Here is a 16,152-nt window from a genome sequence, read left to right on the forward strand (position 1 = left end):
TTATAGTATGCAAAAAAAACCTAGAACAAAAAGGAATAAACAAAAACCAGGCTTAGCTCCAGGAACAATTGTATATACGGGACAAAAATCGTCTCAATCTTTATTTATTGAAGTTTTCAATTACAGTTCGCATCATATTACTGAAAAAGAACTAACAAACATTGACGATGCTTTTACTTACAAATCAGAATCTACAGAAGAGGTTACTTGGATTAATATAAACGGCTTAAACCATACCGATTCCATTGAAAAAATGGGTAAACATTATGGTATTCATCCACTTATTTTAGAAGATATTGCCAATATTTCGCAACGCCCTAAAATTGATGAATTTGAAAACTACCTAGCCATAAGCATGAAAATGCTAAGCTACGACGACAAACTAGGTTTAAATTCTGAACAAATTAGTTTTATTCTTGGTCACAATTACGTACTATCCTTTCAAGAGGCCGAAGGCGATGTTTTCGAGGGATTACGTGAACGTCTTCGTCATGGAAAAGGGCGCATAAAATCGTTAGGTTCAGACTATTTACTGTATGCTTTAATAGATAGTGTAGTCGATCATTATTATCTTGTAATAGAAGCTATTGGAGAGAAAATAGAAGATTTAGAAGACGAATTATTTAATGGTACTGCAAAAAATCAAGTAACCAATCAAATTCAAGATCTAAAACGCGAAATTTTACGAATCCGTCGTGCTGTTTTTCCACTTCGCGATATTATAAATCGCATCGAAAAGAGCGAGCACAAACTTATAAATCCAAAAACATTACCTTTCTTTCAAGATGTTTACGACCATACTATTCAGGTAAACGAAAACACAGAAATCTATCGAGAAATGGTTTGGGGGTTAATGGATATGTATATGACGAGTATTAGCAATAAAATGAATGAAGTTATGAAAGTCCTTACGATCATGTCTTCTATTTTTATACCGCTTACGTTTATCGCAGGAATTTACGGGATGAATTTCGATAATATGCCAGAATTACATCATAAAAACGGCTACCCTATTCTTCTCGTTGTCATGGTAATCATGTTTATTTTTATGCTTTTTTACTTTAAGCGTAAAAAATGGCTTTAAAATTTAAAAACTAATTACTTTTATTTTACTGAAATTATTTTGAACGGCTTACGTCTACTTTTAAGGGTTTACGTTAAAGAAACCTTAAAACAGTTTAATTGCCGAGGCTACTTTTTATATTTGAAGCTGAAGCCTAATTTAATTCATTTTAATGAAAAACCAATTCCTCGCACTATTTACTTTAGTATTAGTGTTTCCTGCCTGTTTTGCACAACAGCCTAAAAAACCGAATGCATCTGAAATTCATGAATCCATAAAAAAATTGAACTTTTTAGGTTCCGTTTTATATTTGGCCGCGCATCCTGACGACGAAAACACAAAGATGATTTCGTATATGGCAAATGAAGTCAAAGCGCGAACAGCTTACCTTTCTTTAACACGTGGAGACGGTGGACAAAATTTAGTAGGACCAGAAATTAGGGAACTTTTAGGCGTTATCCGTACCGAAGAATTATTAGCAGCAAGACGCACCGATGGCGGTGAACAATTTTTTACACGTGCAAACGATTTTGGGTATTCTAAACACCCAGACGAAACCTTAGCCATTTGGAATAAAGAAGACGTATTAAGCGATGTGGTTTTAGCGATCAGAAAATTTCAACCAGATGTGATTATTAATAGATTCGATCACAGATCTCCAGGAACAACACACGGCCATCATACCAGTTCGGCAATGCTAAGTGTAGAAGCTTTCGATTTAACTAACGATGCTTCAAAATATCCAGAACAACTTAAAACAACAACTACTTGGCAACCCAAACGCATGTTTTTTAATGCGTCGTACTGGTTTTATGGCTCTCAAGAAAACTTTGATGCGGCAGATAAAAGCAATATGCTTAGTATTGATACTGGTGTTTATTTTCCGTCAAGCGGATTATCGAACACAGAAATATCATCTTTAAGCAGAAGTCAGCATAAATCTCAAGGGTTTGGGAACACCGGAACTCGTGGTTCTAGTTTAGAATATATTGAATTAATTAAAGGCGATATGCCTAAAAACACGAACACTATTTTTGACGGCATCGACACCAGCTGGAATCGCGTTAAAAATGGAAAATCGATTGGCAAATTAATTTCAGAAATTGAAGCAGAATACGATTTTAAAAATCCATCGGCAAGTCTACCTAAATTAGTAAAAGCTTACACCTTAATTCAGGCACTAGATGAAACCCATTGGAAAACCATTAAAACGGAAGACATTAAAAATGTAATCTCAGCGTGTGCAGGATTGTATTTAGAAGCTAGTGCAAAACACAATTGGGCTACAATAAACGAAGACGTTAACGTAACTCTTGAAGTTATTAATAGAAGTGAAGCAGCGATTACACTACAAAGTATTATGAATCCAAATGACATTTCAATTTCAAAAAAAATAAAGTTAGAAAATAATATAAAATTTAGCTTTAATGAACATTATGAAATCAATCCTGAAGCAAAAATAACAACACCTTATTGGTTAACAGAACAAGGTAGTTTAGGGATGTATAAAGTTGATGACAAATCTTTAATCGGCTCTCCCGAAACACCAAGGACCCAGAATGTAACATTCAATTTAGTCATTGAAAAAACCACTATTCCGTTTACAAAACCTATAGTTTATAAAACTAACGATCCTGTTAAAGGAGAAGTTTATATGCCTTTCGAAATTGTTCCTGTAGTGGCCTCTCAACTTGCCGAACCTGTTATTATTTTTGAAAACAATATCCCCAAACAAGTCGCTGTGGTAGTTACTGCCGGAAAAGATAATATTGAAGGTACCGTTAGTTTAAATACTCCAAAAGGTTGGAAGATTACTCCGCAATCATTACCGGTTTCTATCGGGCATCGTGGCGAAACTAAAACTGTTTTATTTACGATTACCCCGCCTAACAGTCAAAGTGAGGTGAATATTACTTCAACAGTAACGGTAAACGGAACTGCTTATAGTAAATCATTAATTGAAATTGATTACGATCATATTCCGTTTCAAACAGTAGTCATGCCTCAACCTAGCAAATTTGTTCGTCTAGATATTATTAAGAAAGGTGAAAATATTGGATATATTCAAGGTGCTGGAGATGTAGTTCCTGAAAGTTTAAGACAAATTGGATATCATGTTGCTATTATTTCTCCAGACGATATTACACCTTCTAATCTTAAACATTTCGATGCGATTGTTATCGGAATTAGAGCCTATAACACCGTAGATGATTTGGCTTATAAACAAAATGTGTTATTCGATTTTGTAAAAGAAGGTGGGAATTTAATCGTACAATATAATACCAATCATCGATTAAAAGTAGAAAATTTAGCTCCTTATAAATTACAATTATCTAGAGATCGTGTCACCGATGAAGATGCAAAAGTGACGTTTTTAGATCCTAAAAACGACCTGTTAAATGTACCCAATAAAATCACTGAAGCAGATTTTGAAGGATGGACACAAGAGCGCGGTTTATACTTCCCTGATACTTGGGGGAAAGAATTTACGCCTGTTTTAGGCATGCACGATAAGAATGAAACTGAGAAACAAGGCAGTTTACTAGTCGCGAAATACGGAAAAGGACATTATATCTATACCGGATTAAGTTTTTTTAGAGAATTCCCTGCTGGGGTTTCTGGAGCATACAGATTATTTGCAAATATGTTATCCATAGGCAAAGAAAATATTAGTACCGAACCTAAATTAAACGAGTAATATGCAAGAAGAAAAGCCAATAAAACAAAATTGGAAACCCATTTACACTTGGGTTTTAATTGCAAATGCTGTTTACATAATTTTGTTTTATATAATCATGAAATCGTTTTAATATGGAGACTTTAGACTGGATTATATTAATAGGCACACTCTTAACCATCGTGGGTTACGGGACTTGGAAAACACGTGGTAGTCAAAATGTTCAAGACTACATCCGTGGTGGAAATCAGGCACAATGGTGGACCATCGGTTTATCGGTAATGGCTACCCAAGCAAGTGCGATTACCTTTTTATCTACTCCTGGACAAGCGTTTAACGACGGGATGGGATTCGTGCAGTTTTACTTCGGTTTACCGATTGCAATGATTATAATTTGTATGGTTTTTATTCCGTTGTACCATCGTTTAAAAGTATACACTGCCTACGAGTTCCTAGAGAATAGATTCGATTTAAAAACCCGAAGTTTAACTGCTGGACTGTTTTTAGTACAACGCGGATTGGCTGCAGGAATTACCATTTATGCACCTGCAATTATTTTGTCAGCTGTGTTAGGCTGGTCTTTAAATCAGTTAAATATTATCATTGGCGTACTTGTAATTATCTACACCGTTTCTGGAGGTACAAAAGCCGTGAGTGTGACACAAAAGCACCAAATGGCCGTGATTTTCACAGGAATGTTTATCGCATTTTTCTTAATTTTAAGCTATTTACCTGACAACATTAACTTCTCGAATGCACTACAAATTGCGACTGTTAATGATAAAATGGACATCTTAGATTTCTCTTTCGACTTTGAAAACAGATACACCTTTTGGAGTGGTATTATTGGTGGAACGTTTTTAATGTTGTCTTATTTCGGAACAGACCAAAGTCAAGTACAACGCTATCTTTCAGGTAAATCCTTACGAGAAATGCAATTAGGCTTGATTTTTAACGGAATTTTGAAAGTACCCATGCAGTTTTTCATTCTGCTTGTTGGGGTTATGGTCTTTGTATTTTATCAATTTAACGAATCCCCTATTCACTTTAATCCGCATGCACAGGAAGTGGTTTCGGCATCCTCTTATTCAGATGAATTTAAAGCCTTGGAATCTGATCAGCATCAATTATTCGAACAGAAAAAGGACTTATTAAATGCTTATGTTTCATCTCCTAATGCCGATTTAAAATCGCAAATTTCAACGGTGAACGCCGCTGAAAAGGAAAACAGAGATGAAGCCAAACTTCTTTTGGAAAAAGCAGCGAACGAACATCAAACAAAAATTGAAACCAACGATAAGGATTATGTTTTCATTCATTTTATATTAAACAACCTACCTCGTGGATTAATTGGACTCTTACTTGCCGTTATTTTAAGTGCAGCCATGTCCAGCACTGCCAGCGAATTAAATGCATTGGCATCTACCACAACTATCGATATTTACAAACGTAGTTTGGCTCCTGGACGTGACGACATGCATTATGTAAAGGCTACAAAATGGTTTACGTTTGGTTGGGGTGTTTTAGCCATTTGTATTGCCTGCGTGGCTTATTTAGCAGATAATTTAATTCAGCTTGTCAATATTATTGGTTCTATTTTTTATGGAAATGTTTTAGGAATCTTCTTACTGGCTTTTTTCTTTAAACAAGTAAAAGCAAATGCCGTATTTATGGCAGCAATTATAACACAAGCTATTGTATTATTAGGATGGTATCAAGATTGGATGCCTTATTTGTGGCTGAATTTATTTGGTTGTACCTTAGTGATTATTATCGCGTTTATAATTCAATTATTTATACCGAAATCAAATGAAATCACAACCACTTAAAACCATAAAATGGGGAATATTAGGACTTGGTAACATTGCTAATAAATTTGCAAAAGACCTACTAACCATAGAAGATGCGCAATTACAAGCGGTCGCTTCAAGATCTATAGATAAAGCTAATGAATTTGGTAAAACATACCACGCCATTCAGTGTTACGATAGTTATGAAGCGTTAGCAAAAGACCCAAATATTGATGCCGTGTACATCGCGACACCACATAGTTTTCATAAAGAACATGCCATATTATGTTTAAAACATGGCAAAGCTGTTTTATGTGAAAAACCTTTCGGAATGAATGCTGAAGAAGTCAAAGAAATGATTGCTGTAGCCAAAGAAAACAATGTGTTATTAATGGAAGCATTATGGACATATTTCTTACCACACTATCAGTTTGCTTTAACTGAATTGAAAAATGAAACGTATGGAAAATTACTAAAAGTTGAAGCCGATTTCGGGTTTACAAGACCGTTTAACACAGCTTCTAGATTATTCGATAAAGCTGTTGGAGGTGGGAGTTTATTAGATATCGGTATTTACCCTATTTTCGCTACACTTTCTACTTTGGGAGAACCAGATGAAATTGAAGCGACATCTACGACTTTTGAAAACGGAGCCGATTCGTCTTGCGATATGCTTTTTAAATATGCAAATGGAACTGAAGCGATTTTAAAGAGCTCTTTAATTGAAGAAACACCCACGGCCTGTGTATTTACCTGCGAGAATGGGGTGATTACTTTAAACACGCAGTTTCATGCCCCATCAACGGTTACAATATCTCAAAACGGAAAAGAAGACACTATAGATTATACTGGTAACACAATTGGCTATAATTTTGAAACCATTCACTTTAATCAATTACTTAGAGATGGCAAAAAAGAAAGCGATATTATGACTTACGATTTCAGTCTAAAACTAATTAAAACCTTAGATAAAGTTAGAGCACTTATTCAGCTTGAGTATTAATAAAAGAAGCCACAATCATTAACAAATGCTTGTGGCTTCTTAATATTTTGGAGTTATTTAGATTATAATGCGCCCCATTCTTTTAAAGAATCGTTATTCATTTTAACGTAATCTTTATTTCCTGCAACTTTAGCACCTTCTAATGATTTTTTAGCCGCATCGATAGCACCTTTTTTATCACCTGCTTTTGCATAAATTAAAGACTGTTTACGATATTGGTAAAACGCTGGTTTCTCAGTCATACTCATAAATGTATCCATCCAAGTTTTAGCTTGATTAATATCTTTATCAGATTCGTAGTAATACACTGCAGACGCATAATAATCGTTTGCCTTTGGGCTTCCTTTCATTGCTGAATTTATATCTTTCATAACCAAAGCATCTGTAGGAACTTCAAATTTAACACCTGCATATACTTTTCCCCATAACATACCTATAACGGCAGAATCACTCGTTAAATCATCGAAAGTCATTGTAAACGTTTCAATATCTACAGGCATTGGGTAGACCTGAGCTTTTGCTTTTAAAGCCACCTTACTATCGTCCCATTTTTTAGGCAAACCACTATTAGTAGCATCTGAATAAAAAATCACATCCCAAGACGTTTTATTTGGAACAGTATAGATAGCATAATCTCCGGCCTTCAAGGTTTTTCCATCGATAAGTACATCGTCAGAAAATGTGATTTTTGTATTTGCATTTGCTCCTGTTCTCCACGTTTCATTAAACGGTACAAGGTTTCCAAAAACTTCTCTTCCTCTCATACTTGGTCTAGAATATTCTAAAGCCACCTGAGTTAACCCAACAGTTTGCTCCATTTTGCTTAACGGACTAGGTTGTGGTGTCTTTATTTGCGCATTAAGGCTAAAAGATGCTGCAAGTACAATAAGACTTAACATTAATTTTTTCATGATTCTGTTTATTTTTAGTTTCAGTAAAATTACATATTCACTGCACCTTAATTTGTTAACAAAACCTTAAATCAGTCAACTATTTCACCGTGCCCAGATTAATATATATTTTAATACATATAGCCAACTGCTTTTAATTATTATATGTACTAATAAGAAATACAAGCAGTCTAACATCATGCGTTCTATAGCATTACTAGCACACACTCTCGAAATCAGCAAAAACGATCAACTATTTTACATATTAGATATACCTATACATATTAAACAATCGAACTTCACTTATGTAACTAGAGATATAAACGATTTAAACATCCAAACCTTAATAAAACGAGTATTTAAATTTCGTTTTAGAAACTCAGTTTTCATACGTTCTTAAATTAAAATTCTAATACTACTCACCTTTTTTTAGCTTAACTTGTAACCTATTATTTAAAATAAATCTATGGTATTTGTTGGTCTAGCCTTCGTTATAATTATGGGATTCGCAATCTTTGCTTTAAGTAAGTTAAAGGCTAAAAAAGCGGATCAATTTCCAAAACAATGGCATGTTTTACTATTGGAACATGTCGATTTTTATAACGCTTTAAATCCAGTGCAACAGAAACATTTTCAAAAGCGAATGATGCAGTTTTTAAGTGAGGTTCATATTGAAGGCATAAAAATAGAATTACAAGATTTAGATAAAATTTTAATAGCAGCAAGTGCAGTAATACCCGTGTTTGGCTTCCCTCAATGGCATTATAGTAATTTAAGCGGAGTGCTTTTATATCCCGATAATTTTAATTCGGATTATGAATTTGATACTAAAAAAGAAAATCGAATTATTGCAGGAATGATCGGTACTGGCCGTTTAGAAAAACAAATGATACTCTCTAAAAAGGCGCTATATCACGGTTTTGAAAATGAAAACGACAAAAGAAATACCGCCATTCATGAATTCGTGCATTTAATAGATAAAATGGATGGTGATACGGACGGCGTTCCTGAATTGATTATGAAACACACCTACACGATACCGTGGTTAAAATTAATTCATAAAGAAATGGAAGCTATTCATAATAACAAATCGGATATTAGAGATTATGGAGGCACGAATCAAGCCGAGTTTTTTGCTGTAGCCTCCGAGTACTTTTTTGAGAATCCAAATCTTATGAAGAAAAAGCATCCGGAATTATTTAAAATGCTTCAGCAGTGTTTTCAAATGACTCCAAACTAACAATCAAAATATATTAAATGAAATTAAAATCGTTTTTACTTACTTTATCTTTTATAATTTTCAGCATTGCAATCGCAAATGCTCAAGGTTTTAGAGTGCGATTAAAAGTACCAAGTGAAGCCTTAAAAAACAACCTTATAAACGATCCTTCAAACCCTAGTGTCACAGTATATTTACCGCCATCTTATCAGACAAGTCTAGATAAGAAATATCCGGTTTTATATTTCCTACACGGATTTACAGATAGCGATAGTAAATGGTTTGGTTGGGAACACCATTGGATAAATTTATACGAAATTTTAAACGAAAGCATGACTAACGGCACATCTAAGGAAATGATTGTGGTAATGCCAAATGCTTATACAACGTATAAAGGTAGTTTTTATGGAAAATCTGAGACTATGGGCGATTGGGAAACTTTTATTACCAAAGACTTAGTAAATTTTATTGATTTAAAATACAGAACACTTCCTAATAAAAACAGTCGCGGGTTGGCAGGACACTCTATGGGCGGTTATGGCACTATCAGACTAGGAATGAAATATCCAGAAGTATATTCTTCTATTTATGCGTTAAGTGCCTGTTGTATGGATGAAAGCTTTATCCCAAGTGCTGAAAACATAAAGAATATGGAAGCATTAAATTCTAAATCAGGTATTGCAGACCTTTCTTTTGTTGAAGGTATAAACCTGGCATTTTCGGCAGCCTGGGCTTCAAATCCTAAAAAATACCCATTGTATATTGATTTGGCTTACAAAGACGGGAAACCTAGAGCAGATATTTTAGCGAAATTCAAAGACAATCAAATTCTTTATACCGTAGACACGTATATTGAGAATTTAAAAACGCTTAAATCCATTGCTATAGACGCAGGAACGGACGACACTGATATTTTTGAAGCTTCAAACAAACTTCACACTAAACTATCAAATAAAGGTGTAAATCATACTTACGAAACTTACAAGGGCGATCATACTAATAAAATTGCCGAGCGTATTTCAACAAAAACGCTACCTTTCTTTTCTAAAAATTTAGAATTTGAGAGCAAATAAATTGTTGTAATTCTCTATAATTTTGCCGATCTTTATAAGAGTTGCATACACCATTTTAATCCTCATGAACACCTATTAATTATGGATTTTATTGATTATTATAAAATTTTAGGAATTGACAAAAAAGCAACGCAAGCCGATATTAAAAAAGCATATCGGAAGTTGGCTAGAAAATATCATCCCGATTTAAACCCGAATGACAAAGAAGCTGAAAAGCAGTTTAAAAACATTAATGAAGCCAACGAAGTATTATCCGATACTGAAAATCGTAAAAAATACGATGCGCATGGCAAAGATTGGAAACATGCCGACGATATAGAACGTAACCAAAGAAGTCAAGGTTCAAGGTCACAAAGTTATTCGGGGCAAGGACAACCTGGCGAAGATTATTCAGATTTCTTCGATTCTATGTTTGGTGGTCAGCGTGGATCTGGATTTGGACAAGGTCGAAATCGAACACAATTTAAAGGGCAAGATTTTAATGCAGAATTACAATTAAATCTAACAGATGTTTATACTAACGAATCTCAAATTCTGACTGTAAACGGAAAGAAAATTAGATTAACGATACCTGCAGGAATAGAAAATGAACAGGTTCTTAAAATTACAGGAAAAGGTGCTCCTGGTGTAAACGGAGGGCCTAATGGCGATTTATATATTAAATTTAATATTCTTAACAATACCAAGTTTAAACGTTATGGTAACAACCTACATTCTGACGTCGATCTAGATTTATACACCTCACTTTTAGGTGGTGATATCATGGTCGACACCTTTTCGGGAAAAGTGAAATTAAAAGTAGCTCCGGAAACTCAGAATGACACCAAAGTTAAATTAAAAGGCAAAGGATTTCCTGTATATAAGAAAGACGGCGAGTTTGGAGATTTTATAATAACCTACCATATTAAAACGCCTACCAACCTTACACATAAAGAAAAAGAGTTATTATCCGAATTAAAAAAACTAAGATAAGATGGCAGAAAATCATTATATATTAGTCAATACTATTTGCGTGCAATACAACATTGAACCTGTATTTATTGAGAACTTACACAGTATAGGTTTAGTAGAAATTATTACGATGGAGAATAATACATTTCTCCATCAAGACACGTTAACAGATCTCGAAAAAATGATTCGCTTGCATAACGAGCTCCATGTTAACATCGAAGGGATTGATGTGGCATTTAATTTACTAAAAAAGGTAGATCGTTTACAACAGGAGCTATCGGTAACAAAGAACAAATTACACTTTTACGAAAACCAATAAATCTCAATTAGAATAAGAAATTCCTTTTATTAACGTTATCCTTGTATTCCTATTTCAAGAATTTTAAATCCACGTTATGAAGATTTCATTTTTTGCCATTATATTTTTAAGTCTTGTATTCTATCCTGAAAACGTTTCTAACTTAGATCATTTATTTCAATCAGAAATAATAGATACTCAAAAACCGTGTAAAACGATTACCAAAGATTTTGTATTGGGTAAATTCGATTTTAAAACAGATTCTTGTTTTGTAAAAGTCGCTCCAGAATTCTCTAACAAAACCATTTATTTACAAAATGAAGTGTACGATGCATTCTTAAAAATGAATGCTGCGGCAAAAGAAGACGGCGTACAATTTAAAGTGATTTCTGGAACACGAAATTTCGCGTATCAAAAATCTATTTGGGACCGTAAATGGAAAGCTAACGGTAGCCTCTCTCCTATTGAAAATGCTAAAAAAATACTACGCTATAGTTCTATGCCTAGCACGTCTAGACACCATTGGGGAACGGATTTAGATATAAATAGTTTATCTAATTCCTATTTTGAGAGCGGTCAAGGCTTACAAGAATACAACTGGTTAATCACTCATGCAAATGCTTTTGGTTTTTACCAAGTATACACGTCTAAAGACAACGGAAGAACAGGATATAATGAAGAAAAATGGCATTGGTCTTACATGCCGCTATCTAGTCAATATTTAAAATTTTACCTCACACATATTACAGAAGCAGATATTTCCGGATTTGAAGGCTCTGAATTAGCCTCGTCATTAGATATGATTTGTAATTATGTAGATGGCATTTCTAAAACAGCGAAAACAAAGTAAAAACAAAACTCCAAATTTAACTTTAATGTTCTACTTGGAGTTTTGTTTTTATTTAATTCTATTTATAGAGTGATTTTCGCTCCCATAATATCTAAAAATCCCTTAATTAATTCAGGATGCCCTGGCCAAGCTGGAGAGGTTACCAAATTGCCATCGACAATTGCTTTATCTGCTGGAATATCTTGGAACTCCCCTCCAGCCATCGTAACTTCTGGAGCAACAGCTGGATATGCTGTTAATTTCCGTCCTCTAACAACATCTGCTGCTGTTAAAATCTGAATCCCATGACAAACGGCCGCAACAGGTTTGTTTTCATTAAAAAAATATTTCACCATTTCGATTACCGTTTTGTTTAATCTTAAATATTCTGGGGCACGACCACCAGCGATTACCAAGCCATCGTAATCTGCAACATTTACATCGTCGAAAGTATAATTTAGCACAAAATTATGTCCTGGCTTTTCGGTATATGTTTGGTCTCCCTCAAAATCATGAATAGCTGTTTTAATAGTATCTCCTTCTTTCTTGTTTGGACATACCGTATGCACCTCGTAACCTACCATTTGTAACATTTGGAAAGGTACCATTGTTTCATAATCTTCAGTAAAATCACCTGTTAGGAAAAGTATTTTTTTCATTATATAAATTTTTAATCGATTAAAATATCTGATTCTTTATGTTATCAAGTTACAATGTTATTTTATTTTACTATAAATCAATATGTTAAAAAACTGATAATCTTAATATGAATGCATCGTAAATACTCCATATCACAACAGAGTTATTTTTTCTCATATTAATAACAGTATATTTACAACCTTAAATACTCTACTCATGAAAAATTCAAGCTTCAAAATCAAGCCTTATTTATACCTCATATTCGCATGTGTAATTACGTCTTGTAGTACATTAGACGAGCTTACAAAATTTGACGTGTCTTATGATAAGTCTGTAACAATACCTTCCATAACTCCAATAAATTTCCCAATTACAATAAACACACCAGAATTTGATACTAATACAGAGTCAACTTTTAGTATTAATAACACAACTAAAAGTTTAGTAGATGATATTAAATTAAAAGAATTTAGGTTAACATTAACGAACCCAAGTACTGAAGATTTTAGTTTTTTAGAAATCTTAGAAATTTATATTGCTTCAGAAGGCTTAGAAGATAAAAAATTAGCTTGGAGTCCAACTCCAATTGAAAATGATAGTAATGTATTGTATTTAGAAACCACTGATGATGATTTAAAGGAATACATTTTTAAAGATTCCTTTTATTTAAAGATTAAGACGACAACAGATGAAGTTTTAACAGAAGATCATGAAATGGAAATTAGTACTGTATTTACTGTGGATGCTAAAATCCTTGGGATTTAAATAAAAAAACAGCCTTACAATTATATTTTGTAAGGCTGTTTCTTTATTTATAATACTTTAATAGTATTGAGTATCAAGTATTTCAGATCATGGTTGTAACTAATTACAGGCAATACACTGTTCTACATTAATTATGGAATGAAAATTTAATATGATGAACAAGTATTCTATTTGTATGATCTAAAACTCACGCTTTCCAAATTCACTTTCAATAAATTTAGATTGATTTTTACGTTTATTGAACGCATATGTTAAGTTTAAAAATACCATATCTACTTCATACACATAATTAGTTGTGGTATAAAACGAACCATCTTTCCATGTACTAATACGTTGTTCGTTCGTGTCTAATAATCCCATATCTATATTTTGCCACTGTAACGTCGCAATCAGTTGATTGTTTAAAAAAGACTTTTTAAAAGATAAATTAGGTGAATAAAATTCGGAATCTTCACCTTGAGCAGTCACACGATCGGATAAATAATTAAATGTAAACTGTAATGAAGCCGTATCCGAGAAGTCGTACGTTGAATTCACATTCAATGAATACACAAAACTACTTGTATCTATTGGATTTCCGTTATAAGCCCCGTCTATACTAAAGTTATATAAGTTTGCACCAATAAAATTACGCCACTTATCGGTGACATTAAACTCTGAACCTAATTCTAATCCTAAAGATTTACCAGACCCAACATTGGAGTAAATTCTATTTAAAATACTATCATTATACACCGTATTTACACGATTTATTAAGTTTTGTACATCGCGATAATAAAACGTCCCGTAAAGTGATGCTCCACTTTCAAAGGCTTTTACAACACCAAGTTCTACTAAATCTATAAATTCAGGTTTTAGAGTTGGATCTCCTTGCTCTAAGGTTTCAGAATGTTCACGCTCTGGAAACGGATTCATTTTAAATGACGTAGTACGCTCTACACGACGACTATAAGCGGTTTTCAATATTAAATTATCGTTTACCTTATATTGTATAGATGCCGAAGGGTATAGTTTTACAAAATCGTACGTATATGTCGTGTCTACTACACCAACTTTATCTTTTAAATAGAGATCTCTGTTCATACTTTCTAGACGAAGTCCAACACTGTAATCAAATTCGTCTGTAGATTTATCTAACTGTACATATCCAGAGTTAATTTGTCTTGTTAAATCTACTTCACTGGAAAACTCTGGAATTAAAACAAATTCGCCTGTATCTAAATCTTTTCGTTCGTAAATAAAATCTCCTTTATGGTCTAAATTTCTGAATTGATATCCTACGGCTAACTGCCCCATTTTCATAGGTTTGAAATTGTAATCGACTTGAAACCGAGTACCATGTAACGGATTGTCATTGGTATTATATTCTTCTTGTAAGATTTCTGACGTATCCGGATATCCTAAATTCTCATTGGTTGTCGGACCTCCCAAAAAGGTGTATTCATACAAAAATGAAGTAGATAAATTAGATTCATTTTCAAAAACATGTGCATAATCGAAACTTGCTACAGCAAAATCACTTTTACGAATTCTTAAATTATCGTTTAGATACTGAAAGGTATAAACACGATCTGCATCACCACCATCGGCAGGTGTTATCGCATGATTATCGTAATACAAAATGGTTGCTAATCTGTCCTTCGATCTTTTTCCTGCATAGGCTCCAATTGAAAAACTATTAGAATCGTCTGGTGTATAATCTAAATTTATACGTCCTGAATAATTAATTTCATCAGAACTGCGCTCGCCGTCCGAAGGAAATCGTGTTAACGTATCGTTTATAATGGTAGATACATCGCCTTCTCTTCGTCCAGAAATATCGTTACGCTGGTAACTCGCTCCCAATGATAGGTTCCATTTATCTTGTCTTAGATTATATGTAAAATCGGCTCCATAACGTCCCGCAGATTCTGCAGTATCGTAATCTTCTATACTTGGAGCTCCTAATTTTAAGTTTATCTGTGTAAAAGCACCGTTAGTTGCTCCTTTTTTAGTGATAATATTTAAAATCCCGGCTTTACCCTCTGGATCGTACTTTGCAGATGGCGCCGTAATAACTTCTACACGCTCAATAGAATTTGCAGGAAGTTGACCTAATATTTGAGTGGCACTACTTTGAATGGGTTTACCATTAAGTAAAAGCATAAAACTGGTACTTCCTCGTAACGCGATTTCTCCTTCCCCATTCACATTTATAGATGGAATATTCTTCAACACATCAATACCGTTCCCTCCTGAAGCATTCTGAAAGTTCCCCGTTGTAAATACTTGTCGATCTACTTTATTAATTACCGAACTGGTTGTGCCCTGAAGTACTACTTCATTTAAAAGTTCTAAACTGGCATTTAAATATATTTTACCTAGAGATAATGCTTCATTTTGTTTTGTAATTGTAAAAGCTTTACTCTTTGTTTTCTCGTATCCTATAAAAGAAGCCTCTAAATAATAACTCCCTTTTTTGACTTCCGATATTTTGAAGCTCCCAGTTTCATCAGTAATAACTCCTGTTACCAGTGTACTGTCTTTTACCTTAAATAAAGCTACGGTGGCATAATCGACAGTAGTTTTATCTTGAGAATTAATAATCTCCCCTGTGATTTGAGAAAACATACTTTGACAAAATCCTACGGTCAAAAGGACTAGAAAAAAACTTTTAAATTTCATTAAATTGGATGATTTAGAATACCAAATATAAATGAATTCATAAGAGTCGGATGATTTTTTTACATTTCGTATAACTTTAGCCCCATTTCTTTGCAAAAACAACTGATTGCTAGCCTATTGTTATTTTACATATTTTAATCACTGAGAAAGTGAATACAAAGAATATTGATCTAAAAAATTGAATACTCGACTATATTATAAAGTATTATGAGTGTTGAAGAATACAATCATAAGAAATAAAAAAACACCTTAAAGCCTAAATCTATAAGGTGTTTCATATTTAAATTTAAA

General features: G+C 33.6%; 13 protein-coding genes. 10 read left to right on the top strand and 3 right to left on the bottom strand.

Annotated features, from left to right (window positions below; all coding sequences use genetic code 11):
• Positions 1-7: 7 nt before the first annotated feature.
• From corA to ACFFVB_RS05065, 4 genes are all read left to right on the top strand, one after another.
• On the top strand, positions 8-1,084 hold the full coding sequence (corA, locus tag ACFFVB_RS05050) for a magnesium/cobalt transporter CorA (protein ID WP_382381625.1): 1,077 nt from the start codon (positions 8-10) through the stop codon (positions 1,082-1,084).
• 151 nt (positions 1,085-1,235) lie between these two features.
• On the top strand, positions 1,236-3,761 hold the full coding sequence (locus ACFFVB_RS05055) for a PIG-L family deacetylase (RefSeq protein ID WP_382381626.1): 2,526 nt from the start codon (positions 1,236-1,238) through the stop codon (positions 3,759-3,761).
• A gap of 113 nt (positions 3,762-3,874) precedes the next feature.
• Positions 3,875-5,569 carry a sodium:solute symporter family protein gene (locus ACFFVB_RS05060; protein ID WP_382381627.1) on the top strand — a complete coding sequence of 565 codons (1,695 nt, stop codon included), beginning with the start codon at positions 3,875-3,877 and terminating at the stop codon, positions 5,567-5,569.
• Positions 5,550-6,533, top strand: a complete 984-nt coding sequence (locus ACFFVB_RS05065; protein ID WP_382381628.1) for a Gfo/Idh/MocA family protein — start codon at positions 5,550-5,552, stop codon at positions 6,531-6,533. Before ACFFVB_RS05060 ends, ACFFVB_RS05065 begins: the two co-directional genes overlap by 20 nt.
• Before the next feature lie 62 nt (positions 6,534-6,595).
• Here ACFFVB_RS05065 and ACFFVB_RS05070 read toward each other — a convergent pair whose 3' ends face one another.
• On the bottom strand, positions 6,596-7,444 hold the full coding sequence (locus ACFFVB_RS05070) for a DUF2911 domain-containing protein (protein ID WP_382381629.1): 849 nt from the start codon (positions 7,442-7,444) through the stop codon (positions 6,596-6,598).
• A gap of 445 nt (positions 7,445-7,889) precedes the next feature.
• On the opposite strand from ACFFVB_RS05070, the gene ACFFVB_RS05075 reads away from it, so the two are divergent.
• From ACFFVB_RS05075 to ACFFVB_RS05095, 5 genes are all read left to right on the top strand, one after another.
• Positions 7,890-8,663, top strand: a complete 774-nt coding sequence (locus ACFFVB_RS05075) for a M90 family metallopeptidase (protein ID WP_382381630.1) — start codon at positions 7,890-7,892, stop codon at positions 8,661-8,663.
• Between the two features lie 17 nt (positions 8,664-8,680).
• Entirely contained in the window at positions 8,681-9,715 is a 1,035-nt protein-coding gene (locus tag ACFFVB_RS05080; RefSeq protein WP_382381631.1) for an alpha/beta hydrolase, read from the top strand.
• 81 nt (positions 9,716-9,796) lie between these two features.
• Positions 9,797-10,687, top strand: a complete 891-nt coding sequence (locus tag ACFFVB_RS05085) for a DnaJ C-terminal domain-containing protein (RefSeq protein ID WP_382381632.1) — start codon at positions 9,797-9,799, stop codon at positions 10,685-10,687.
• Position 10,688: 1 nt separating this feature from the next.
• Positions 10,689-10,985, top strand: a complete 297-nt coding sequence (locus ACFFVB_RS05090) for a chaperone modulator CbpM (RefSeq protein ID WP_382381633.1) — start codon at positions 10,689-10,691, stop codon at positions 10,983-10,985.
• Positions 10,986-11,061: 76 nt separating this feature from the next.
• Complete coding sequence (locus tag ACFFVB_RS05095; protein WP_382381634.1) at positions 11,062-11,814, top strand: M15 family metallopeptidase; 753 nt, start codon at positions 11,062-11,064, stop codon at positions 11,812-11,814.
• Positions 11,815-11,876: 62 nt separating this feature from the next.
• Here ACFFVB_RS05095 and ACFFVB_RS05100 read toward each other — a convergent pair whose 3' ends face one another.
• Complete coding sequence (locus ACFFVB_RS05100) at positions 11,877-12,452, bottom strand: DJ-1/PfpI family protein (RefSeq protein ID WP_382381635.1); 576 nt, start codon at positions 12,450-12,452, stop codon at positions 11,877-11,879.
• Positions 12,453-12,648: 196 nt separating this feature from the next.
• Here ACFFVB_RS05100 and ACFFVB_RS05105 point away from each other — a divergent pair, with 196 nt between their 5' ends.
• Positions 12,649-13,197 carry a hypothetical protein gene (locus ACFFVB_RS05105; RefSeq protein ID WP_382381636.1) on the top strand — a complete coding sequence of 183 codons (549 nt, stop codon included), beginning with the start codon at positions 12,649-12,651 and terminating at the stop codon, positions 13,195-13,197.
• A gap of 180 nt (positions 13,198-13,377) precedes the next feature.
• Here ACFFVB_RS05105 and ACFFVB_RS05110 read toward each other — a convergent pair whose 3' ends face one another.
• On the bottom strand, positions 13,378-15,861 hold the full coding sequence (locus tag ACFFVB_RS05110; protein WP_382381637.1) for a TonB-dependent receptor: 2,484 nt from the start codon (positions 15,859-15,861) through the stop codon (positions 13,378-13,380).
• Between the last annotated feature and the right edge of the window lie 291 nt (positions 15,862-16,152).

The organism is Formosa undariae (genome assembly GCF_042427615.1).
GTDB classification, from domain to species: domain Bacteria; phylum Bacteroidota; class Bacteroidia; order Flavobacteriales; family Flavobacteriaceae; genus Formosa; species Formosa undariae.

Bases quoted from the DNA above. Each gene is read 5' to 3' on its own strand.
- corA (WP_382381625.1), top strand. From the start codon at position 8: ATGCAAAAAAAACCTAGAACAAAAAGGAATAAACAAAAACCAGGCTTA.
- ACFFVB_RS05055 (WP_382381626.1), top strand. From the start codon at position 1,236: ATGAAAAACCAATTCCTCGCACTATTTACTTTAGTATTAGTGTTTCCT.
- ACFFVB_RS05060 (WP_382381627.1), top strand. From the start codon at position 3,875: ATGGAGACTTTAGACTGGATTATATTAATAGGCACACTCTTAACCATC.
- ACFFVB_RS05065 (WP_382381628.1), top strand. From the start codon at position 5,550: ATGAAATCACAACCACTTAAAACCATAAAATGGGGAATATTAGGACTT.
- ACFFVB_RS05070 (WP_382381629.1), bottom strand. From the start codon at position 7,444: ATGAAAAAATTAATGTTAAGTCTTATTGTACTTGCAGCATCTTTTAGC.
- ACFFVB_RS05075 (WP_382381630.1), top strand. From the start codon at position 7,890: ATGGTATTTGTTGGTCTAGCCTTCGTTATAATTATGGGATTCGCAATC.
- ACFFVB_RS05080 (WP_382381631.1), top strand. From the start codon at position 8,681: ATGAAATTAAAATCGTTTTTACTTACTTTATCTTTTATAATTTTCAGC.
- ACFFVB_RS05085 (WP_382381632.1), top strand. From the start codon at position 9,797: ATGGATTTTATTGATTATTATAAAATTTTAGGAATTGACAAAAAAGCA.
- ACFFVB_RS05090 (WP_382381633.1), top strand. From the start codon at position 10,689: ATGGCAGAAAATCATTATATATTAGTCAATACTATTTGCGTGCAATAC.
- ACFFVB_RS05095 (WP_382381634.1), top strand. From the start codon at position 11,062: ATGAAGATTTCATTTTTTGCCATTATATTTTTAAGTCTTGTATTCTAT.
- ACFFVB_RS05100 (WP_382381635.1), bottom strand. From the start codon at position 12,452: ATGAAAAAAATACTTTTCCTAACAGGTGATTTTACTGAAGATTATGAA.
- ACFFVB_RS05105 (WP_382381636.1), top strand. From the start codon at position 12,649: ATGAAAAATTCAAGCTTCAAAATCAAGCCTTATTTATACCTCATATTC.
- ACFFVB_RS05110 (WP_382381637.1), bottom strand. From the start codon at position 15,861: ATGAAATTTAAAAGTTTTTTTCTAGTCCTTTTGACCGTAGGATTTTGT.